The organism is Streptomyces sp. NPDC055815 (assembly GCF_053616475.1).
In genome coordinates this window covers 56154-70187 of record NZ_JBSHDU010000010.1, presented here as the reverse complement: position 1 = coordinate 70187, position 14034 = coordinate 56154, and the positions used below count along the sequence as shown (strand labels likewise).

The window sequence follows — 14034 nt, the reverse complement described above, 5'->3', positions numbered from 1 at the left end:
GTTCCTGGAGGTCACACCCCATGAAGCGCATGATCGCGAAGGTGGCGGGCGTTTCCGCCGCCGCGATGACCATGGCCCTCGTCCCGCTCGCGGGCACCTCGTACGCCGCCGGCTGCTCCGGCTCCGGCTGCGACAACCGCGGCCCCGTCTCCATGGGCTGTGACGCCGACGCCGTCACCAAGGGCAGCGCGACGTCCCGCACCCACTCCGGCCTCAGGGTCGAGCTGCGCTGGTCCCCCACCTGCCAGGCGGCCTGGGCCCGGGTCACCGCCACGGGTGAGCAGTGGTACGAGCGGTACGGCGTCATCGAGAAGTGGTCGGGCTACGGCACCGGGTTCCAGCGCAGCCTCCAGGTGACGTTCCCCAACCCGGGCACGGACTGGACCAACATGCTGGGCAGCCCCACCGCCTACTACCGCGCCTGCATCAGCGCGCCCGCCGCCACGAACGAGGTGGACTGCACCCCCTTCTGGTAAACCCGCCGGCCCCCACCCCCGCGTGAACGAGGCAGCCCGCTCTGCCTGTCGACGCGGACAGGTCCCACGATCCAGAACGACTCCGGCCTCCACGGGACGCCGGAGACCTTCCCGCTCTCGGAGGTATCGGAAACAGATGAAGCGCGCACTCGCAAAGGTGGCGGGCGTCTCGGCCGCCGCGATGACCATGGCCCTCGTCCCGCTCGCGGGCACCTCGTACGCCGCCGGCTGCTCCGGCTCCGGCTGCGACAACCGCGGCCCCGTCTCCATGGGCTGTGACGCCGACGCCGTCACCAAGGCGAGCACCGTCAACGGCAACGGCTTCAAGGCCGAGCTGCGCTGGTCCAACACGTGTCAGGCCGGATGGGTCCGCGCCACGTCCCCCTCCGGAAGCCAGTGGTGGCCCCGGTACGGCTCCATCGAGAAGTGGCTGGGCGCCGGCACCGACTTCCAGCGCAGCCTCTCGGTGCAGTTCCCCTACGAGGCGGGCGCCGACTGGTCCAACATGCTGGGCAGCGGCAGCGCCTACTACCGCGTCTGCATCAACGACAACGGCAACGTGACCTGCAGCAACTTCTGGTAGACCGCAGGCCCCGCGCCCGCGTCGACGAGGCCACATCCCATCGGGCTGTGGCCTCGTCGCGTCCGGACGGGTTACGGGAGGAAGCGCAGGGCCCAGTCGGCGCGGTTCGCGACCGAGAGGTCCTCGTCCTCCGTCATGGCCTGGAGGAGCCCGCGGGCCGCCTTCGGGTCCGTCTGGACCAGCTCGACGATCTCGGTGGCCAGGCCGTCCTGGTCGTCCCCGAGGTCCACGGCGGAGGCACGGATCAGGGCCGGGAGCACGTCCGGTCCACCGATGGCGGCGAGGACGCCGCCGAGGAGTTCCCGCGCGTAGGCGTTCCGCTCGGCGAGGGCGCGGTCCAGCTCCGCCTGGAGGCGCGGCAGGAGACCGGTGTCGCCGGAGGCGGCGATCTCGTCGGCGAGGTCGATCGTCTCGTCCACGTCCGCGTCCAGATCGTCCAGCATCTCGGTCAGCCGGGTCAGTAGGTCGGTCATCGTGCCTCCTGGAAAGCGCCGTCCATCAGGACCGGGACGACCGCGGAGCCGTCGAGCTCGGCGGCCACGGCCACGTCCTGCGGAAAGCCGTACTCGTACAGTTCACGGCCCGAGTCGCAGCCGTGCAAGGCGGCGACCGGGTCCTCGGTCGCGTCCCACAGCGTGGCCGCCGCGGTCGCCTCCGGGGTCAGGGGGTGCGTCCGCGCGGCACGCGTCCTCGCGAAGGCGGACAGCACCGCTCCCGCGCCCAGCAGGTCCTCCAGGGCCGGGCGCAGGGAGCCGTCGGGCCACCGCTCGCCGGAGGCGATGACGGCGAGCGGGCGGTCCGCCGTGCCGTAGCCCCGGTCGGCGAGCCGGCGGGCGACGGCCGAGTGGTTGCGCAGGGAGGCGGCGACGACGGTCGCGCCGCCCGAGGCGGCCTCGGCCGCGATGGTGGAGCCGTTCGGGGACGGCAGGACCAGGCGGTCGGGCACGGCGGCCGCGCGCAGGGCGGCCGGGGAGAGGGTCCACGGGTTCGCCTCGGTGGCCTCGCGCCGGCCGACGGCGAGCGCGGCGCCGTGCTCCCGGGCGTACGCGGCGGCCGTGGCGTCCCGCCAGCGGTACGGCAGGACGGCGGTGCCGCCCTCGACAGCGACGCCGACGGCCGTGGTGAAGGACAGGACGTCGACGACGACCACGCAGGCGGCCGCCGGGGCGAGGACCCGCGCCTCGACGGGGCCCCAGCCGAAGGAGACCGTCACCGCGGGCCCCGCAGGAAGGAGACCCGCATCAGAGCTCGGTCACCTTGCCGTCGGCGACCTCGATGCGGCGGGTGGTGCGGACCGCGTCGAGCATCCGCCGGTCGTGGGTGACGAGCAGCAGCGTGCCGGTGTACGAGTCGAGGGCCGACTCCAGCTGCTCGATGGCCGGCAGGTCCAGGTGGTTGGTCGGCTCGTCCAGGACGAGCAGGTTCACGCCCCGGCCCTGCAGCAGGGCGAGCGCGGCGCGCGTCCGCTCGCCCGGGGAGAGCGTGGTGGCCGGCCGCAGCACATGGACGGCCTTCAGGCCGAACTTGGCGAGCAGCGTCCGCACCTCGGCGGGCTCGGTGTCGGGCACGGCCGCGCAGAACGCCTCCAGGAGCGTCTCCGTGCCGTGGAACAGCTTCCGGGCCTGGTCGACCTCGCCGACGACGACGCCCGAGCCGAGGACCGCGTCGCCGGAGTCCAGCGGGAGACGCCCGAGGAGCGCGGCGAGCAGGGTCGACTTCCCGGCGCCGTTGGCCCCGGTGACGGCGACCCGGTCGGCCCAGTCGATCTGGAGGGTGACGGGACCGAAGGAGAAGTCGCCGCGGCGCACCTCGGCCTCCCGCAGGGTCGCCACGACCGAGCCGGAGCGCGGCGCGGCGGCGATCTCCATGCGCAGCTCCCACTCCTTGCGGGGCTCCTCGACGACGTCGAGGCGCTCGATCATGCGCTGGGTCTGCCGGGCCTTCGCGGCCTGCTTCTCGCTGGCCTCGCCGCGCAGCTTGCGGCCGATCTTGTCGTTGTCGGACGCCTTGCGGCGGGCGTTGCGGACGCCCTTGTCCATCCAGTTGCGCTGCATGAGGGCGCGCCCCTCCAAGGCGGCCTTCTTGTCGGCGTACTCCTCGTACTCCTCGCGCGCGTGCCGCCGGGCGGTGTCCCGCTCCTCCAGGTAGGCGTCGTAACCGCCGCCGTACAGGGTGATCTGCTGCTGGGCGAGGTCGAGTTCGAGGACCTTGGTGACGGTCCGGGTGAGGAACTCGCGGTCGTGGCTGATGACGACGGTCCCCGCGCGCAGCCCCTTCACGAAGGCCTCCAGGCGCTCCAGGCCTTCGAGGTCGAGGTCGTTCGTGGGCTCGTCGAGGAGGAAGACGTCGTAGCGGGAGAGGAGCAGCGAGGCCAGGCCCGCGCGGGCGGCCTGGCCGCCGGAGAGCGAGGTCATCGGCTGGTCGAGGCCGACGGTGAGGCCGAGCGAGTCGGCGACCTCCTCGGCGCGCTCGTCGAGGTCGGCGCCGCCGAGGTTCAGCCAGCGCTCCAGTGTGACGGAGTACGCGTCGTCGGCGCCGGGCGTGCCGTCGACGAGGCCCTGGGTGGCCTCGTCCATGGCGGCCTGGGCGGCGGCGACCCCGGTGCGGCGGGCGAGGAACTCGCGCACCGTCTCCCCCGCGCGCCGCTCGGGCTCCTGCGGGAGGTGGCCGACGACGGCGGTGGGCGGGGAGAGCCGCAGCTCTCCCTCCTCCGGGGTGTCGAGCCCGGCGAGCAGCCGCAGCAGGGTCGACTTGCCGGCGCCGTTGACGCCGACGAGGCCGATGACGTCACCGGGGGCGACGACGAGGTCGAGCCCGGCGAAGAGGGTGCGTTCGCCGTGGCCGGCGGCGAGGTCCTTGGCGACGAGGGTTGCAGTCATCAGGGAACGAATCCTAGGCGACGCGGCGACACGCCGAGGATTCGAGGAGCCGCAGGAGCACGGAGCGGTAGCCGGCGCCGTCGAAGCGGTACGGGCCGACGCCGGGGTAGCCCTCGCGTACGAGGGCGGTGGCGGGGCCCGTCTCCCAGGCGAAGTCGCGCCAGACGACGTCCGAGCCCTCGCGGGCGACGACGGCGGTGACCGCGCCGCAGCCGGGGTCCTCGCAGTCGGGGCAGGAGTGGATCACCTGGCGGGTGCCGTCGGCGAGGAGGAGACGGTGGGCGTGCTCGGGGCGGACCGTCGGCGGGAGGTCCGCGGCGAGCGGCGAGACGGTGTCGAAGCCGTCGGTCTCGTCGAGCCGGTGGAGCAGCGGCCTGCCGTCGACGAGGAAGTCGTGGTGGAGGTGCTCGCCGACCGGGCTGGCGGCGGAGACGAGGTCGAGGGGCGTGTACGGGACCGGCATGACTCCAGTGTTTCCCCGTTCCGTGGCCGCACCGTCCCGGAAATGTCATGGTCCCGGTACGGTCCCGGGCATGAGCGACGACGTGATCGTGGTGGGGGGCGGGGTCGTCGGACTGGCGACGGCGACGCGGCTGGCGGAGCGTGGGCGCCGGGTACGGATCTGGTCCCGGGACGACCTGTTGGAGACGACCTCCGCGGTGGCGGGCGCCCTGTGGTGGCCGTACCGGATCGAGCCCGCGGCCGAGGTCGGACCCTGGGCGCTCACCTCCCTGCGGGTGTACGAGCGGATGGCCGTCGATCCGGGACGGACCGGGGTCACCTGGGCGGCCGGGGTCCACGCGGGCACGGTCCTGGACGGGCTCGGTCCCTGGGCCGAGGAGGTCGAGGGGCTGCGGCAGTTGGCGCCGGAGGAGGTTCCGGGACCGTACCGGACGGGGCTCGCCGCGCGCCTGCCGCTGATCGACATGCCGGTCCATCTCAGCTTCCTGCGGGGCCGGTTCGAGGCCCTGGGCGGGACCTTCGAGCGGCGTGAGGTCGCCGGCTTCGAGGAGGCGGAGGCGGAGGCGCCCGTGGTCGTCGACTGCACGGGGCTCGCGGCGCGGGAGCTCGTACCGGATCCCGGACTGCGGCCGGTGCGGGGGCAGTTGGTCCTGGTGGAGAACCCGGGGATCGAGGAGTGGTTCACGGCGGCGGACGAGTCGGCCGGCGAGACCACCTACTACTTCCCGCACGAGGACCGGCTGGTGCTCGGCGGGACGGCGGAGGAGGACGACGAGCTGCTCGAGCCGGATCCGGCGACGGCGGCGGCGATCGTGGCGCGGTGCGCGCGGGTGCGGCCGGAGATCGCGGAGGCCCGGGTCCTGGGCCACCGGGTGGGTCTGCGGCCCGCGCGGGCGGGCGGGGTGCGGATCGAGGCGGTGCCGCTGCCGGGCGGTGGGCGGCTCGTCCACCACTACGGGCACGGCGGCGCGGGGGTGACCGTGGCCTGGGGCTGCGCGGAGGCGGCGGCGGATCTCGCCCTCGGCTGACGTGTCCGGAAACGACCGCGGGGCGGTTGCCGTCCTTCCGGATGGCAACCGCCCCGCGTGACGTCTTACTGCCAGAGCGGCGGCTTGCTGTTGTTGTCCGCGTCGACGCACGCCTGGGCCTTGCGCTCCAGGGCGTCGGCGCGGGCGAAGGCCTTGCGGGCCTCGTCCCTGGCGCCGAGGCGCTTGAGCTGGTTGCCCCGGTCGCGCTCCTTGTGGGCGTCCGCCCGCAGCTTGCTGACGTTGCAGGTGACGGTCTTGGCGGCGGCCGGCTCGGCCGTCACCGTCTGGCCGAGCAGCACGCCCCCGGCGAGCAGCGTCGTGGCGAGCAGCGCTGTCAGGGCACGGCGCGCGGGCTTGATGTGGCGCATGGTGGTTCTCCAACTTCAGGGCCTGGTCGGCCCGTTCGAGGCATGGTCAGTACCAGCAGGTAACTTTACCTCGGCAAACATCGGATTCACGCCACGCCGTGCCGGGGGCACCCGATCGTCAACACCTCTCCACAGGACTCCCACTGACGAGGTGATAGCTCGCCCGCGCGTCCAGGAGCAGCGGGACGAGCGCGCGCTGCGACTGGCGCAGCGGCACGAACACGCCGGTCCCCTGCTTCCGCACGGTCACGCCGTGCAGGGCGAGTTCGTCGCCCGCCTCGGCGTACTGGGCGGCGTCCAGGCGGTAGCCGCAGGGCGGGTCGGCGAGGATCTCCGCCGGCTCGGCCGGATCGTTGTCGGCGCCGCCGAGGTAGACCGGGCCCCGGTCGGCGAACCCGGTGTGGCGGGCGAGGGCGGTGGCCGCGGTGAGCGGACCGCGCCGCTCGTCCAGGTAGGCGAAGGCCCCTTCCAGGGCGGCGTGCTGGGTGGCGACCCGGCGGCGGTGGTTGCGGGCCGGATCGTCCTTCTCCGCCTGGTCGAGGGCGTCGACCCGGGTCTCGACGAGCAGTCCCGCGGAGTGCTTGATGCCGGCCGTGTTGCGCAGGATCCGCTCCTGGCCGTCACCGGCGACCTGCTTGACCGGCTCGCCGGTGAGGGGGTCGGTCCAGATGCCGTAGATGCCGGTGCTGTAGCCGGCGAGCCCGGCGGCCGGCCGGACGTACGACTCCGAGAGCGTCCGGGACTCCTCGTGGACGTGCGGGTCGGCGTCGAGGCTGCGGGGCCAGAGGGCGAGCAGGTCCTTGTCGTAGTAGCGGGGAGTGGCCCCGTACTCGTGGAGGTCGTAGACGAGTGCGGGCTTCCGGTCGCGGATCACAGCGGCGACCGCGCGCGCCTCGGCGGTCCGCAGGGCGAGGTGGTCGCGGTTGACGTCGACGCCGTCGCCGTTGCCCCGGGTGTCGGCCTCGCGGCCGTCGGGGTTCGCGGTGGGGACGACGAGGAGGGTGGTGCGGGCGAGGAAGCGCAGGGTGTCCTCGTCCCGGCCGTACTCGAGGTCGCGCACCGTGCTCAGACAGGCTTCCCGGCCCGCCGGCTCGTCGCCGTGCTGGCTGCAGACGAGCAGCACGGTCGTGCTGCCGGCACCGAGGGTGGCGAGCCGCAGCGGGCGGCCCTGCCCGGTGGTGCCGATCTCGCGCAGCGCCACCCGGTCGCTCCCCCGGTCGACCGCCGCGAGGAACTCCCCCTCCTCGCCCTCGGTGGTCCACCGGGCGCCCCTGGTCTCCTCGAAGCCGGTGCGTGGGAGGGCCTGCACGGGCGCGCTGTCCGCCGCCTTGGCGGGGACGGTGACGAGCGGCAGGGCGAGGGCGGCGGCACCCACCACGAGGGCGAGCGCCCGGCGGGAACTCCGGTGTCCGGTACGGGGGTTCATCGGCTGCTCCCGGTCCTGGCCGGTCGGGTACGGGGGTTCATCGGGCGGCTCCCTCGGGGGTGGTGCCCGGCAGGCGGGGTCCGGTGACGGCGGCCGGCGGGACGGGGCCGGTCAGGGACGGGACGGAGGGGGACGTGGGCACGGCGGGGGCCACGCCGGTCGTCGCCCGGTGGAACGCCGCGGCGCCGCCGACCAGCGGCACCTTCGCCCAGGTGCGGGAGAGGTCGAGGGTGACGGTCGGGGTGGTCGACGGAGGGTCGAGGAGGTCCTTGTCGGTGCCGCCGACGATCAGGGCGAGCCGGTGGCCGGCCGGGACGACGTGGTCGGTCGCGGCGAGGTTCAGGGTGAGGGTGTACGCCCTTCCGGGGATCAGCGGGCGCTCCTTGCGCGGGTCGGCCCAGGTGCCGAGGTCGGCCCAGCCCCGGCTGACGACGTTGTACGTGACGTCCGTCGTCCGGGCCGCGGTCTCCTTGAAGCAGGCGCTGTCGCCCGGCGTGCTCGCGCCCCAGCAGGTGCGGTCGGTGAGGGTGGTGATGCCCTCGCCGGCGGCCCCGTAGTCCCGGATCGTGTCCGGGCCGAGGTCGACGAGGACGGTGGAGAGGTGCGCGGTGGAGGTGCTGGGGGTCGCGGTGACCGTCACCTTCGAGGAGCCGGAGATCCGCAGGTCCCGGGAGAGCGGGCGGGTGACGAACCCGGCCTTCTCGGGGGTGTCCTGGTCGATCCTGGCGGCCCAGTCGAGCTCGCCGAGGCTCGGGTCGTCGGTGAAGGCGGCGGTCGAGCCGGGCGCGGCGGGGGTGAGGCCGAGGCCGCCGGCGCCGGGCTGGGCGGTGCGCACCGGGCGCATGGTGGTGGTCGCGGTGGTGCGCGGCGGCCAGGCGCGGTCGGTGGTCCAGACGTCCGGGGCGCGCTCGATGTCGGCGACGGGCTCGCGGTCGATGCCGTTGTCGTAGCCGAGGAGGTAGTGGTCGAACCAGCGGTGCAGGGTGCGGACCCAGTCGGCGCGCCGGAAGTCGAAGGGGTCGACGTGGCCGGTCTGGGAGAGCCAGATCTTCCGCTCGACGCCGTGCGCGGCGAGCGCGTCCCACCACTGGCCGAACTGGCCGGCGCGGACGTTGAGGTCCTGCTGTCCGTGGACGACGAAGACGCTGGCCCTGACCTTGCCGGCGTCCTTGACGTGGTCGCGCTCGGTCCAGGCCGGGGTCCAGTCGCCGCTGTAGGGGGTGGCGGCGGTGATGCGGTCCTGGACGGCGCCGCAGCGGGCCTGCGCCTCGGGGCTGTTCACGTACTCGGAGAGCCAGCTCGGGTTGGCGTTGTAGAGCGGGGCGCCCTGCGCGTGGAAGTAGTCGTACCAGGACGAGATGGCACCGATCGGAACGATCGTTTTCAGCCCTTCGACGCCGGTGGCGGCGACGCCGTTGGCGATGGTGCCGTCCCAGCTCTTGCCGATCATGCCGACGTTCCCGGTGCTCCAGGTGGTGGCGCGGGCCGGGGTCCCGCCGGTGCGGGAGGTGTAGCCGCGGGCGCGGCCGTTCAGCCAGTCGACGACGGCCTTCGCGGACTGGACGTCGGAGCGTCCGCCGACGTCGTCGCAGCCGTCGGAGCGGTTGGTGCCGGCGAGGTCGACGGCGACGAAGGCGTAGCCGCGGGGGACGAAGTAGTTGTCGTAGAAGAGCGGGAGCTGGACGGGGTTCCCGTCGGCGTCGTAGGTCTTCTTCTGGCCCTCGTTGCCGCGACCGCAGCAGGCGTAGTACGGGCTGGCGTCCATGATGACCGGGATCTTCCGGCCGGCCGCCGCGGGCTCGCGGGGGCGCACGATGTCGACGGCGACCCGGTCGGCGCGTCCGTCGCCGTCGCCGTCGAGACCGGTGTCCACCCAGACGGACTCACGGACGGCGTCGGCGTACGAGTGGACCGGGCGGGACTCCCGTACGAAGGGCGCGGCGGGCGCGGCCGGTTCCGGCCGGGCTCCGGCGGGGGTGACCAGGGTGGCGAACAGGGCGGCCGTGGCCGCGGACACGAGGGTTCCGTACGTCAGTCGGGCTCCGCGGGTTCTCCGCTTTCGCATCGGCATGCGCGGGAACGTACCCCGGTCAACTCCCGGGCAAAAGAGTGCCGGAGGCATTCGGGTGCGATTCGGGTGGCGCACGGTACATGTCGGCCGAATGGCGATCGTGTGACAGGGGGTCCTCTGGACGTGACGGTGCGTCGGGGGGCTGAATAGGGTCCGAATTAAGGACCGACGACCACCCGCGCGTCTTACGTTTCTTATGACTTGGGGAGCACCTGTGCACCGCAGACTCATCGTTCCGAGCGCCCTCGCGGCCTCCCTGCTGCTGGCGATCCCGGCATCGGCCGCCTCCTTCACCCCGGGCGCCCCGGGCATCGGCGACTCCTACTACCCCTCCAGCGGCAACGGCGGCTACGACGTCTCCCATTACGACCTGCGCCTGAAGTACCAGCCGGCCACGGACCTCCTGGAGGGCACGGCCACGATCCTCGCCACCACCAAGCAGGACCTGTCCCGCTTCAACCTCGACCTCGGTCTGAAGGTCAGTGAGATCCGAGTGAACGGGCGCCTGGCGAAGTTCGCCTCCACGGGCGACCACGAGCTGGAGGTCACCCCGGCGAACCCGCTGGCGAAGAACACGCCGATCTCGGTGGTCGTCCGCTACGCGGGCAAGCCCTCGGAGTTCAAGATCGACGGCTGGTCGGCCTGGGCCCGTACCCCGGACGGCGGCGTCGCCGCGCAGGAGCCGGACTCGGCCGTCTGGTGGTTCCCGTCCAACGACCACCCGCTGGACAAGGCGACCTTCGACGTGTCGGTCCTGGTGCCGGACGGTCACCAGGCCATCAGCAACGGCGTGCTGCAGTCGCAGTCCTCGCGGCTCGGCTGGACCCGCTTCAACTGGCGCTCCAACAAGCCGCAGGCGACGTACCTGGCGACGCTGGCCGTGGGCAAGTTCGACATCACGACGGACAAGACGGCGAACGGGCTACCCGTCCTCAACGCCTACAGCAAGGACCTCGGCGACAACGCGGGCGCGGCGCGCGCCTCGATCGAGCGCACGACCGAGGTGGCGGAGTGGCTGGAGTCGGTCTTCGGGCCGTACCCCTTCAACTCCCTCGGCGGCTACGTGCCGAACGTGACCAGCGGTTTCGCCCTGGAGACGCAGACCCGTCCGTTCTACAGCCCGCGGCAGTTCGCCAACGGCGCGAATGTGTCGGTGGTCGTCCACGAGCTGGCGCACCAGTGGTACGGCGACAGCGTGTCCGTCAAGGACTGGAAGGACATCTGGGTCAACGAGGGCTTCGCCCGCTACAGCCAGTGGCTGTGGTCGGAGAAGGAGGGCGAGGGCACGGCCCAGGAGCTGGCGGACTACGTGTACGCCACGCGGGCGGCCGACGACCCGTTCTGGACGGTGAAGCCGGGTGACCCGGGGGCCGACAACCAGTTCCACATCGCCGTGTACGACCGGGGTGCGCTGGCGCTCCAGGCGCTGCGCAACGAGCTCGGCGACGAGGACTTCTTCGCGATCCTGAAGGGCTGGCCGCAGGAGAACGCCTACGGCAACGCGCACGTCTCGGACTTCGTGAAGTACGCGGAGCGGATCTCCGGCAAGCCGCTGGCCGGTCTCTTCGACACCTGGCTGTACCAGCCGTCGAAGCCGGCGGCCTCGTCGGCGACGGCGGCGGGCCTGTCCGCCCCGGCGGCGGCGCCGTCGTCGCGCTCCGCCGCGAAGCCGGCGAAGCCCGCGCAGCCGAAGTCGTGGAAGAAGATCGCGGAGACGAACACGATCCACGAGAACGAGGCCGCCGAGAACCACGCCGGGCACTGATCCCGAGGGGCCGGGGGCTCACGACGGCACTGGTCCCGAGGGCCCCGGTCCCGCGAGGTCGTTCGTCAGCGCTGGGCGCGGCGGGCGGCCTCGCGGGCTTTTCGGGCCAGGGGCAGGTAGCGCAGGCGCTCGGGGAGGACCGGGACCACGGCCCGGACGATCCGGGCGAACCGGCGCAGGGACCGCTCCTGGGCGTCCGTCCATTCCAGGCCGATGGCCTCACGGGCGTCCGGCGGCATCAGGCCGACAGTGAGGAAGGCGCGCAGCCGCAGGAAGGGGCGGCGCAGAACGGGCCAGAGGAGGCGGAGGGCGAGCCGGAGCGGCAGCGGGCCGCGGTCCGGGGCGGGCAGCGGAAGGTCGGTGTCGAGCAGCTCCCGTACGACGGTGGTGGCCTCGATCTCCTCGGCGAGGACCTTCCGGTAGTACGGCCAGAACGCCTCGATCGTCTGCGGCATGTCCCGGTCGTGGATGCCGAGGATCCGGCCGACCTGGAGCCACTCGGCGTACAGCTGCCGTTCCTGCGCCTCGGTGAGCGGGCGGGCGAGGAGGCGGAGCCCGTGCCGGTAGATGGGGAAGCCGGTGGCGTGCACCCAGGAGTAGTAGGCCGGGGTGAGGGCGTGGTAGCGGCGGCCGTGGGCGTCGGTGCCCTGGATGGTCCGGTGCAGTTCCCGGAGCCGGCGGCCCTCCCTGGCGGCTTCCTCGCCGCCGTAGATCCACAGCTGGAGCGAGCGCAGGGAGCGCTCGCCGCGCCCCCAGGGGTCGGTGCGGAAGACGGAGTGGTCGTCGACGCCGGCGCCGATCGCGGGGTGGGCGACCTGGAGGGTGAGGGCGGCGGGCAGCATTAGGAGTGCCCGGACGTCCCCCGCGACGCTCCACAGCACTCCGCCGACGGGCGGCGGCACGGGCTCGTCACGGGCCGGGGCCCGGTCGAGCGGCTTCACACGGTCCACGGCCATCGCCTTCTCCTCATGTGTCCAGGCTGCACCCATGACGAAGGGGCCGTCACGCGGGCGCTGCGGCCCGGGTGACGGCCCCTTCCGGGACGTACGGGGTCAGGCGCGGTCGGCGCCGACCGGCTCGCCGACGATGCGGGCGGCGAGGGCGTGGGCCCAGGCGTCGACGTCGGCGTTGAGCTCGCGCTCGGCGGCGGCGCGCTCCTCGGCGATCTTGGCGGTGCCGGCGGCGAGGATCGCGTCGCGCTCGGCCTGGCCCTCGGCGCGGGCGGCGGCGATGGCGGCGGAGCCCTCCTCGGTGGCCTGGGAGCGGATGCGCGCGGCCTCGTGGCGGGCCTCGGCGAGCTCCGCCTCGTACTGCTCGCGGATGGCGGTGGCCTCGGCGCGCAGGTCGTCGGCGCGGCCGGTGCCGCCCTCGATGGCGTCGTCGCGCTCGTCGAGGGTGCGCTTGATCTTCGGAAGGATGCCCTTCGCCAGGATCAGGAAGGTGATCCCGAACAACACCAGACCGAGGATGAGCTCGGCCCAGACGGGGTTGAGCGGACCGAGGTCCATCTTGAAGACAGTGGAGTTCGTAGCGAGGGTCATGCGCGCATTCTACCTGCTCCAAATCACATCAAATCAGACACCGTGACGAGAGTTGGCGTGATCTTGCGAGCTCGGCAACATTCCCGGCATCCAAAGGCTACCGGAAGGTAACCACGGCTGATTGTATGTGCGCGCCAGCCCAACCCCCCACGTACTCATGGGAGTTCACGTGTCGTTCGCCGCGCTCCGCCGCACCCCCGGCGCCGCCCTTTCGCTCGCGCTCGCCGCCGCCACCCTGGCGACGGCCGCCCCGGCCGCGTCCGCCGCCTCCACGGAGGCCCCGCGCCTGAAGGTGCTCACGTACAACACGTTCCTGTTCTCCAAGACCCTGTACCCGAACTGGGGCCAGGACCACCGGGCCAAGGCGATACCCGCCGCCCCCTTCTTCCAGGGGCAGGACGTCGTGGTGCTCCAGGAGACCTTCGACAACTCCGCCTCGGACGCCCTCAAGGCGAACGCCGCCGCGCAGTACCCGTACCAGACGCCCGTCGTCGGCCGCAGCAAGACCGGCTGGGACGCCACCGGCGGGGCCTACTCCTCCACCACGCCCGAGGACGGCGGCGTGACCATCCTCAGCAAGTGGCCGATCGTCCGCAAGGAGCAGTACGTCTACAAGGACGCCTGCGGTGCCGACTGGTACTCGAACAAGGGCTTCGCCTACACGGTGCTCGACGTGAACGGCACCCGCGTCCACGTCGTCGGCACGCACGCGCAGTCCACCGACCCGGGCTGCTCGGCGGGCGAGGCGGCGCAGATGCGCAGCCGGCAGTTCAAGAACATCGACGCGTTCCTCGACGCCAAGAACATCCCGGCGAACGAGCAGGTCATCGTCGCCGGTGACATGAACGTCGACTCGCACACCCCGGAGTACGACACGATGCTCGCCGACGCGGGCCTGGCGGCGGCCGACGCCCGCACCGGCCACCCGTACTCCTTCGACACCGAGCTGAACTCGATCGCGTCCTACCGCTACCCGGACGACCCGCGCGAGGACCTCGACTACGTCCTCTACCGCTCGGGGAACGCCCGGCCGGCCGGCTGGACCAACAACGTGGTCCTGGAGCAGAGCGCGCCCTGGACGGTCTCCAGCTGGGGCACGCAGTACACCTACACGAACCTCTCGGACCACTACCCCGTCACGGCGTACTGACCCGCGTCAGTACCCGTAGCCGCCGAAGACGCTGTACAGCCAGACTCCGAGCACTCCGGCGACGCAGAGCAGGACGAAGAAGGAACCGAGACTCGTGTGCCGCTCCCTGCGGGGCGGCCGGGGGGGGGGGGGGGGGCGGGGCGCCCCCCCCCCCCGCCCGGGCCCCCCCCCCCCCCCCCCCCCCCCCCCCCCCCCCCCGCCCCCCGCCCCCCCCCCCCCCCCCCCCCCCCCCCCCCCCCCCCCCCCCCCCCCCCCCCCCCCCCCCCCCCCCCCCCCCCCCCCACG

The 14034-nt window shown here is 73.2% G+C and carries 14 protein-coding genes; 5 read left to right on the top strand and 9 right to left on the bottom strand.

Going from position 1 to position 14034, the window contains the following annotated elements:
* Positions 1 to 20 precede the first annotated feature (20 nt).
* Together ACWGN5_RS09855 and ACWGN5_RS09850 are read left to right on the top strand one after the other, a co-directional pair.
* Entirely contained in the window at positions 21 to 476 is a 456-nt protein-coding gene (locus tag ACWGN5_RS09855; RefSeq protein WP_453513028.1) for a DUF2690 domain-containing protein, read from the top strand.
* A 136-nt stretch (positions 477 to 612) separates the two neighbouring features.
* Positions 613 to 1059 (top strand): DUF2690 domain-containing protein, encoded by a 447-nt coding sequence (locus ACWGN5_RS09850; RefSeq protein ID WP_453513026.1) that lies wholly within the window; start codon positions 613 to 615, stop codon positions 1057 to 1059.
* A gap of 71 nt (positions 1060 to 1130) precedes the next feature.
* Here ACWGN5_RS09850 and ACWGN5_RS09845 read toward each other — a convergent pair whose 3' ends face one another.
* The 4 genes from ACWGN5_RS09845 to ACWGN5_RS09830 are packed head-to-tail and all read right to left on the bottom strand — an operon-like array spanning position 1131 to position 4401.
* The gene (locus tag ACWGN5_RS09845) at positions 1131 to 1532 is read right to left on the bottom strand and encodes a hypothetical protein (protein ID WP_453513024.1); all 402 of its coding nucleotides are present in this window, start codon (positions 1530 to 1532) and stop codon (positions 1131 to 1133) included.
* Positions 1529 to 2272 carry a 2-phosphosulfolactate phosphatase gene (locus ACWGN5_RS09840; RefSeq protein ID WP_453513022.1) on the bottom strand — a complete coding sequence of 248 codons (744 nt, stop codon included), beginning with the start codon at positions 2270 to 2272 and terminating at the stop codon, positions 1529 to 1531. The genes ACWGN5_RS09845 and ACWGN5_RS09840 overlap by 4 nt, the downstream gene beginning before the upstream one ends.
* A gap of 28 nt (positions 2273 to 2300) precedes the next feature.
* Positions 2301 to 3938, bottom strand: coding sequence for an ABC-F family ATP-binding cassette domain-containing protein (locus ACWGN5_RS09835; RefSeq protein ID WP_453513021.1), 1638 nt, complete (start codon positions 3936 to 3938; stop codon positions 2301 to 2303).
* Positions 3939 to 3951: 13 nt separating this feature from the next.
* A complete protein-coding gene (locus ACWGN5_RS09830; RefSeq protein ID WP_453513018.1) occupies positions 3952 to 4401 on the bottom strand; it encodes a hypothetical protein in 450 nt (149 codons plus the stop codon).
* 70 nt (positions 4402 to 4471) lie between these two features.
* Between ACWGN5_RS09830 and ACWGN5_RS09825 the strand changes: the two genes are divergently transcribed.
* Positions 4472 to 5428, top strand: coding sequence for an FAD-dependent oxidoreductase (locus tag ACWGN5_RS09825; RefSeq protein WP_453513015.1), 957 nt, complete (start codon positions 4472 to 4474; stop codon positions 5426 to 5428).
* A 65-nt stretch (positions 5429 to 5493) separates the two neighbouring features.
* On the opposite strand, the gene ACWGN5_RS09820 is transcribed toward ACWGN5_RS09825, so the two are convergent.
* From ACWGN5_RS09820 to ACWGN5_RS09810, 3 genes are all read right to left on the bottom strand, one after another.
* Entirely contained in the window at positions 5494 to 5796 is a 303-nt protein-coding gene (locus ACWGN5_RS09820; protein ID WP_453513013.1) for a hypothetical protein, read from the bottom strand.
* A gap of 118 nt (positions 5797 to 5914) precedes the next feature.
* Complete coding sequence (locus tag ACWGN5_RS09815) at positions 5915 to 7222, bottom strand: M14 family metallopeptidase (RefSeq protein ID WP_453513011.1); 1308 nt, start codon at positions 7220 to 7222, stop codon at positions 5915 to 5917.
* A gap of 37 nt (positions 7223 to 7259) precedes the next feature.
* Complete coding sequence (locus ACWGN5_RS09810; RefSeq protein WP_453513009.1) at positions 7260 to 9293, bottom strand: Xaa-Pro dipeptidyl-peptidase; 2034 nt, start codon at positions 9291 to 9293, stop codon at positions 7260 to 7262.
* Positions 9294 to 9507: 214 nt separating this feature from the next.
* On the opposite strand from ACWGN5_RS09810, the gene ACWGN5_RS09805 reads away from it, so the two are divergent.
* On the top strand, positions 9508 to 11058 hold the full coding sequence (locus ACWGN5_RS09805) for a M1 family metallopeptidase (RefSeq protein ID WP_453513007.1): 1551 nt from the start codon (positions 9508 to 9510) through the stop codon (positions 11056 to 11058).
* A gap of 65 nt (positions 11059 to 11123) precedes the next feature.
* On the opposite strand, the gene ACWGN5_RS09800 is transcribed toward ACWGN5_RS09805, so the two are convergent.
* Positions 11124 to 12014: an oxygenase MpaB family protein gene (locus ACWGN5_RS09800; protein ID WP_453513004.1), complete on the bottom strand. Its 891-nt coding sequence runs from the start codon at positions 12012 to 12014 to the stop codon at positions 11124 to 11126.
* 96 nt (positions 12015 to 12110) lie between these two features.
* A complete protein-coding gene (locus ACWGN5_RS09795; RefSeq protein WP_453513002.1) occupies positions 12111 to 12599 on the bottom strand; it encodes a F0F1 ATP synthase subunit B family protein in 489 nt (162 codons plus the stop codon).
* Positions 12600 to 12756: 157 nt separating this feature from the next.
* Here ACWGN5_RS09795 and sph point away from each other — a divergent pair, with 157 nt between their 5' ends.
* Complete coding sequence (gene sph, locus ACWGN5_RS09790; protein ID WP_453513000.1) at positions 12757 to 13749, top strand: sphingomyelin phosphodiesterase; 993 nt, start codon at positions 12757 to 12759, stop codon at positions 13747 to 13749.
* The last annotated feature ends 285 nt before the right edge of the window (positions 13750 to 14034 follow it).

Excerpts from the sequence above, each read along its gene's own strand:
- ACWGN5_RS09855 (WP_453513028.1), top strand. The coding sequence starts at position 21 with ATGAAGCGCATGATCGCGAAGGTGGCGGGCGTTTCCGCCGCCGCGATG.
- ACWGN5_RS09850 (WP_453513026.1), top strand. The coding sequence starts at position 613 with ATGAAGCGCGCACTCGCAAAGGTGGCGGGCGTCTCGGCCGCCGCGATG.
- ACWGN5_RS09845 (WP_453513024.1), bottom strand. The coding sequence starts at position 1,532 with ATGACCGACCTACTGACCCGGCTGACCGAGATGCTGGACGATCTGGAC.
- ACWGN5_RS09835 (WP_453513021.1), bottom strand. The coding sequence starts at position 3,938 with ATGACTGCAACCCTCGTCGCCAAGGACCTCGCCGCCGGCCACGGCGAA.
- ACWGN5_RS09830 (WP_453513018.1), bottom strand. The coding sequence starts at position 4,401 with ATGCCGGTCCCGTACACGCCCCTCGACCTCGTCTCCGCCGCCAGCCCG.
- ACWGN5_RS09825 (WP_453513015.1), top strand. The coding sequence starts at position 4,472 with ATGAGCGACGACGTGATCGTGGTGGGGGGCGGGGTCGTCGGACTGGCG.
- ACWGN5_RS09820 (WP_453513013.1), bottom strand. The coding sequence starts at position 5,796 with ATGCGCCACATCAAGCCCGCGCGCCGTGCCCTGACAGCGCTGCTCGCC.
- ACWGN5_RS09815 (WP_453513011.1), bottom strand. The coding sequence starts at position 7,222 with ATGAACCCCCGTACCGGACACCGGAGTTCCCGCCGGGCGCTCGCCCTC.
- ACWGN5_RS09810 (WP_453513009.1), bottom strand. The coding sequence starts at position 9,293 with ATGCCGATGCGAAAGCGGAGAACCCGCGGAGCCCGACTGACGTACGGA.
- ACWGN5_RS09800 (WP_453513004.1), bottom strand. The coding sequence starts at position 12,014 with ATGGCCGTGGACCGTGTGAAGCCGCTCGACCGGGCCCCGGCCCGTGAC.
- ACWGN5_RS09795 (WP_453513002.1), bottom strand. The coding sequence starts at position 12,599 with ATGACCCTCGCTACGAACTCCACTGTCTTCAAGATGGACCTCGGTCCG.
- sph (WP_453513000.1), top strand. The coding sequence starts at position 12,757 with ATGGGAGTTCACGTGTCGTTCGCCGCGCTCCGCCGCACCCCCGGCGCC.